At 36.8% G+C, this 4,931-nt stretch carries 3 protein-coding genes and 2 pseudogenes; 2 read left to right on the top strand and 3 right to left on the bottom strand.

Annotated features, from left to right (window positions below; all coding sequences use genetic code 11):
* The first annotated feature begins 299 nt into the window (after nt 1-299).
* On the top strand, nt 300-590 hold the full coding sequence (locus FXV91_RS19535; protein WP_229392462.1) for a hypothetical protein: 291 nt from the start codon (nt 300-302) through the stop codon (nt 588-590).
* 637 nt (nt 591-1,227) lie between these two features.
* On the opposite strand, the gene FXV91_RS19530 is transcribed toward FXV91_RS19535, so the two are convergent.
* The 3 genes and pseudogenes from FXV91_RS19530 to FXV91_RS19520 form a co-directional block, all read right to left on the bottom strand.
* Nucleotides 1,228-1,665, bottom strand: a complete 438-nt coding sequence (locus FXV91_RS19530; RefSeq protein ID WP_229392461.1) for a universal stress protein — start codon at nt 1,663-1,665, stop codon at nt 1,228-1,230.
* Nucleotides 1,666-2,304: 639 nt separating this feature from the next.
* Nucleotides 2,305-2,916, bottom strand: a complete 612-nt coding sequence (locus FXV91_RS19525) for an orotate phosphoribosyltransferase-like protein (RefSeq protein WP_229392460.1) — start codon at nt 2,914-2,916, stop codon at nt 2,305-2,307.
* A 725-nt stretch (nt 2,917-3,641) separates the two neighbouring features.
* Nucleotides 3,642-4,294, bottom strand: a pseudogene (locus FXV91_RS19520) (IS1634 family transposase); the annotation flags it as partial.
* Nucleotides 4,295-4,523: 229 nt separating this feature from the next.
* On the opposite strand from FXV91_RS19520, the pseudogene FXV91_RS19515 reads away from it, so the two are divergent.
* A pseudogene (locus tag FXV91_RS19515) lies at nt 4,524-4,913 on the top strand (IS5 family transposase); the annotation flags it as partial.
* Nucleotides 4,914-4,931 lie beyond the last annotated feature (18 nt).

Genomic DNA, 4,931 nt, shown 5'->3' with positions numbered 1-4,931 from the left:
CTTAGAAGCTTCAGTACAGCTAAATACGCGCGAAGAAACAATGAGAMAGTTGATGTAATCAAGTTCAGTACATTTAGGCGGATTTATTGCATTCAACTCAAAGATTTTTTTTTTGAATATATTTCTACTATTATATTGAAAACAATATTATTTTAATGTAATCTACAGAAAACAATTCAACTGCGTAAGTCCTAATATAGTCTGTGAATCATAGAGATACTTGAGAGAAAATCTTTAATAAAAACCTTCTTAGCATAGGGCTTTATAGAAATTACTACTATATATCAGAGGGTGACATTATGGCAGATTTTAAATTGGGCGATGACGGTGTTTATCGAAATACAAAGATTTTCGAAGAACTTCTTAAGTTCACAAAGTTAGAGTGGGGAAATGATATAGCAATTTTAGAAGAGCTAGAAAAATTAGTGGACAATGATTTTACAGGTTGGTTTACTGAAGATAGAAACGGTGCAATTTCCGTAGGTGTCGAACTCAATGAATCGAGCGACCATAAATATGATGAAATCATATTCTATGATAAGAACAGAGATGATGTGACAGTATTCTCGATGATGAGAGATGAAGCTTGATTAGAGCCTATCAGAAAAATCTCGTTACCCTGAATATCAATGCTTCGATAGTGTAGTAAAGTTTCTATTTTTTTTCCGAAATTCATCAGATATCACGTAGTTATGTCTGATTTTTCATGTTGTTATTGATACACGTTACCCTACATACAATTTGTCTACTTTTTGGATAGGCTCTTAATACTCTTGGCTCTTAATATTCTTAATAGACCCAATCAATCATCTGCCGGTTTTTCCAAATATTTTTTTCCATTGAGTCCATTGATATCATTTCAGAGGTGGCATTCTCTATAAGTGATTTTCATTTGGATTCGGTTAAGGTGCAAAACGTCAAAAAATGTTATTTTTTATGCAACATATCAACTAATTCTGTTGGAAAATCGCTATACATGGTATTCGAAGTTGTGCATAAAATTCGTTAACCGATGACAAAAGAAGTGATTTTTCAATTCCAATAATTGCCTACGATTAATAAACTTATCCTGTTTATTGAGTAGCAGGGTTTTCACAAAATACTCTCAATAAACCATTTAGTAATCCCAAAAAACCTTCTTACAACCTCGTCACAAGGCTTAAAACTGGATCTTGAGTACTTGGACTAATCTTTGGTTAATTTATGGCTAGATAGTTGACTCTTTACCTAATTACACTCATCCCTTACAACCATAGCAGGAACCTTCGAGTGACGGACCACTTTTCCTGCAACGCTGCCAAGAAGCAACCTATCCAGTCCTGTCTTTCCGAGAGTGCCCATAACAATGATATCCATCTCGTTTTTTTCTGCATACCGGATAAGTTCGTCTGAGGGATTGCCTTCAAGCAGGACAGATTCCACATTGATCCCTTTCATCTCTCCTAAATCTTTTACATAATTTACAGCCTGCTGCCCTTGTGTTTTCCATGCCTCCTGTATCGACTCCCAATAAGGATTCATACCCATAAAGTAATCCCCGTCCATAGATAAGTAAGCTGTTGATACCACATAGACCACATAAACCGTCCCTCCACTCAATTGAGCGAGCTCTATCCCTTTGTCAACAGCTAGTTTGGAGCAGTCTGAGCCATCGGTTGCAATCATTATTTTTTTAAAATTAACAGTACCCATATAAAATCATCAATTACACTATTTTTCGGGAAGACATATAATAGCATCGGAGTTCGTGAAGTGAAAAAGCCATAGAACTTCTTGATTTGGAAACTTTTTGATCTTTGACAATAAAAAGCAGAGTAACTATTCAGTCCAGGCAAAACAATCTCAACAGCTTTCTTTATTAAGGTTCAGTGAATAAATTTCATTGAGTCAATTTCTTTTAATTGTTGGTTAATAGTATTGTTTTTCCTTATTCCGTCAGGCTAGCAATCAGACGTATTTATCACACCAAAAGCTATTTTTGCACATCTATCCTGAAGGCGTATACTTCACAAACCTAATCATGCACATACTTAGAAGCTAATCTAAAAAGTTAAAGCTAATCTAAAAAGATAGGGCTATCGCTCGGGTAAGGATATATATTTGGACATCCGGCGTGTAGACCTCGCTTTAGTCTTGCCTGCTGGAAGATCAACTTTAGGCATAGGCTGACCTTCTGAGGACCTAATGCTAAATAACTTAGGTCCATTTTTTCACTATGCTTAACTATTTTCGCAAGCATCTCCATCGATTTTATTCCAAAATAATTATGTTGCCTGAGTTATTTCGTAAAGAGCCCTGGAATTTTCAGTCCAAACGTGCAATTCTTACAAGAGACTGAATCGGAACATTATATATCGTATCTACACCTTTTTTGTCGACAAGTACCACTACGACTCTTGGTTTTGCATCCATTTCTCTTAGCTGTTCAATCACTTCCATACTGGTTGAACCTGTGGTAATAACGTCATCCACGATAACGCAGTTTTTACCGGCAACTGATCCGAAATTTCGGCTTATAGTCCCTCGGTGGCCTGCCTTAACGATATCCTGACCTTTACGATGATAAATAGCTAAATCTGCACCCAGTTCATATGCTATCATGCTTGCCAGGGGAATACCATTGGCGGCAATGCCAACAACCACGTCTACCTCGGTGTTTGTCTTTTCCAGGGTCTCAAGCACCATGTCGCAAAGTGCAAGCGAGACGTCATGGAGACGTTTAGCACTTTTCCCTATACTGTTCCAGTTTACGGAAATATCTTTTGGAGCGGGAGTTGTTTCTTCTTTTTTTGAACGGGTTAAAAGCCAGATAACCGTTTCTCTTGAAACGTTAAGTTCATCGGCAATCTGAGCGGTAATAAGCCCGTTACTCTGCAGTTCCACAGCTTTCTGGATTAAATCTTCTATGTCCCTCATGCTTCTATTCCCACCTGAAATTTTTATCCGGCTGTATTTCCGGGACCTCTAAATTAAGACAGCATTATATCAAGCATTATATCTTTTTTTTCAGTTTAAGATCAACTCTTTTATAATTTTCTCTTTTTTAGGATATTAACTCCATGCTAATGGTCTGTTCCAGCCAGTTTAATTTGGCGCAGAAGTCACTATTGTTGAAGCTAAGGTTGAACCAAATATAGCTATTTCTGATTCGTCTATCCTGAAGGTAGGTATCTAGAAACAAATCTAAAAAGAGTCAGGGCTATTGCTTGGGATAAGGATAAGTATTTAGGACGCAAGGCGTGAAAGATTCTATCCTGCTGTCTTCGGGTGTATGATTTAACCTCTTCGTTAATCATAGGTTATATATCTTAATTAGTTTTGGACGTTTGCGCTTTTTTTAGGGATAGATGACTAATTTATCTACTAAAAAAGATGAGTATTTTGAAGATTAACCTTTAAAACGATGTTTTAATGTGGGTCTGCCTATAATAGCTTGCATTCAATGTTGCTGCAGTCGATTACTCTGTAAATCCTGACTGTTTTCAGATAAAAGAGGTAAAGGAGCTGTCTTTAATTAAGTGTAGAGATTCTGGGAGAGTTAGAATAAGCTAGATAGTTTTAGCGCAGACTACCACATTATTTGCAGTGGTGTTTGCCAGGCGACTTTGATTACTTTTATGAAATAAATCTAGGAAGCTTAGAATATTATCTGTGGTATTAGCTCCTTTATTAAAAATGACAAGAGAGCCCTCTTTAAGTCTACTTTTCACCTGGTTATAAGTGTCCGAAAAATGCTCCAGATCAAGAACATTTCCTCTATTCACCGTAACTCCAATAGGTATGTTAATTGGGTCAGCTAATTCACTAATTCCAACGGTTATCTGCAGCTTATCAGGCCTGTGATCTCTGCTATATCCGTATTTACCAAGGTTGGATTTGGTTCCGTAAAGGACTAACTTGTCCAATCCATGTTTATATCCGTTTGTTCAAAATCATAAACCGAGAATAGAGCATCAAGAATGTCAGAGAGAATTCCCTCTTTATTACGTCCTAACAGTTCAAGAGTTCTGTAAAGAACTCTTTCATGAAACCTTTCAAGGTTTAAGATATCTAGAATCTCTTCCTGATTTAACCATTTGCCAGCTCCTTTGATACTAAAATTCTCAGTCAGCTTGTAGCTTAACAATCCTATCAGTAAACCATTGAGATCAAGACCCTTGCTTTTATGTTTACTAAAAATATCACAGAAATTAAGCTTTTCATAAAAGAGTTGGACGGTAAGGATAGATCCGATAGGAACACATATATTCTTGTTAGGAATTGTAGGGAATGCTCTCTGTTTTGTGATGTTCATTGGACCGAATAACACAAAATAAAGAGCACTTATTTTTATCTAACTGTCAAAGTCAGGATAAAAAGAGATTCTGAACCTACAATGCGTAAGTCCGATATCTATGTAAAGCCTGGAAAGAAAGATCATTAAGTCTGTAAGATCTCGAATTTTAGCTTCCCAGAATCTTATTTTTCAGACTTAGAGCCTATCCGAAAAGTAGACTAACTAGATTTTAGGGTAATATTGATTAGTGGTAAGACGAAAAAACGTACAAGACTATGAGATTTCTGACGAATTTTGGAATAAAATAAAAGCATTATTACCTCTCTCTAAACCGAAAAAGAAGGCTGGAAGACCTCGAAAAGATGATAAGAGAATACTGAGTGGTATTTTTTATCTCCTTCGTACTGGTTGCCAATGGAAATCTCTGCCACGATTTTATGGAGCTCCAAGCACTGTCCATGATCGATTTCAGGAATGGCAAAAAGCTGGATTATTTGAGACTATGTGGAAAGCTGGTCTTCTTGAGTATGATAATAAAAAAGGATTAGAGTGGGAATGGCAAGCAATTGACGGTGCTATGACAAAAGCGCCCTTAGGTGGACCTGGGCCCGGAGCGACTCCAACTGAGCGTGGCAAATAAGGTACAAAAAGGAGT

The organism is Methanosarcina sp. DH2, from assembly GCF_020804225.1.
GTDB lineage: Archaea > Halobacteriota > Methanosarcinia > Methanosarcinales > Methanosarcinaceae > Methanosarcina.
The sequence above is the reverse complement of the archived record's forward strand: the minus strand, read 5'-3'. Positions and strand labels throughout refer to the sequence as shown.

What these genes read in the sequence shown, in the direction of transcription:
- FXV91_RS19525 (WP_229392460.1), bottom strand. Translation starts at nt 2,916, where the DNA reads ATGAGGGACATAGAAGATTTAATCCAGAAAGCTGTGGAACTGCAGAGT.
- FXV91_RS19530 (WP_229392461.1), bottom strand. Translation starts at nt 1,665, where the DNA reads ATGATTGCAACCGATGGCTCAGACTGCTCCAAACTAGCTGTTGACAAA.
- FXV91_RS19535 (WP_229392462.1), top strand. Translation starts at nt 300, where the DNA reads ATGGCAGATTTTAAATTGGGCGATGACGGTGTTTATCGAAATACAAAG.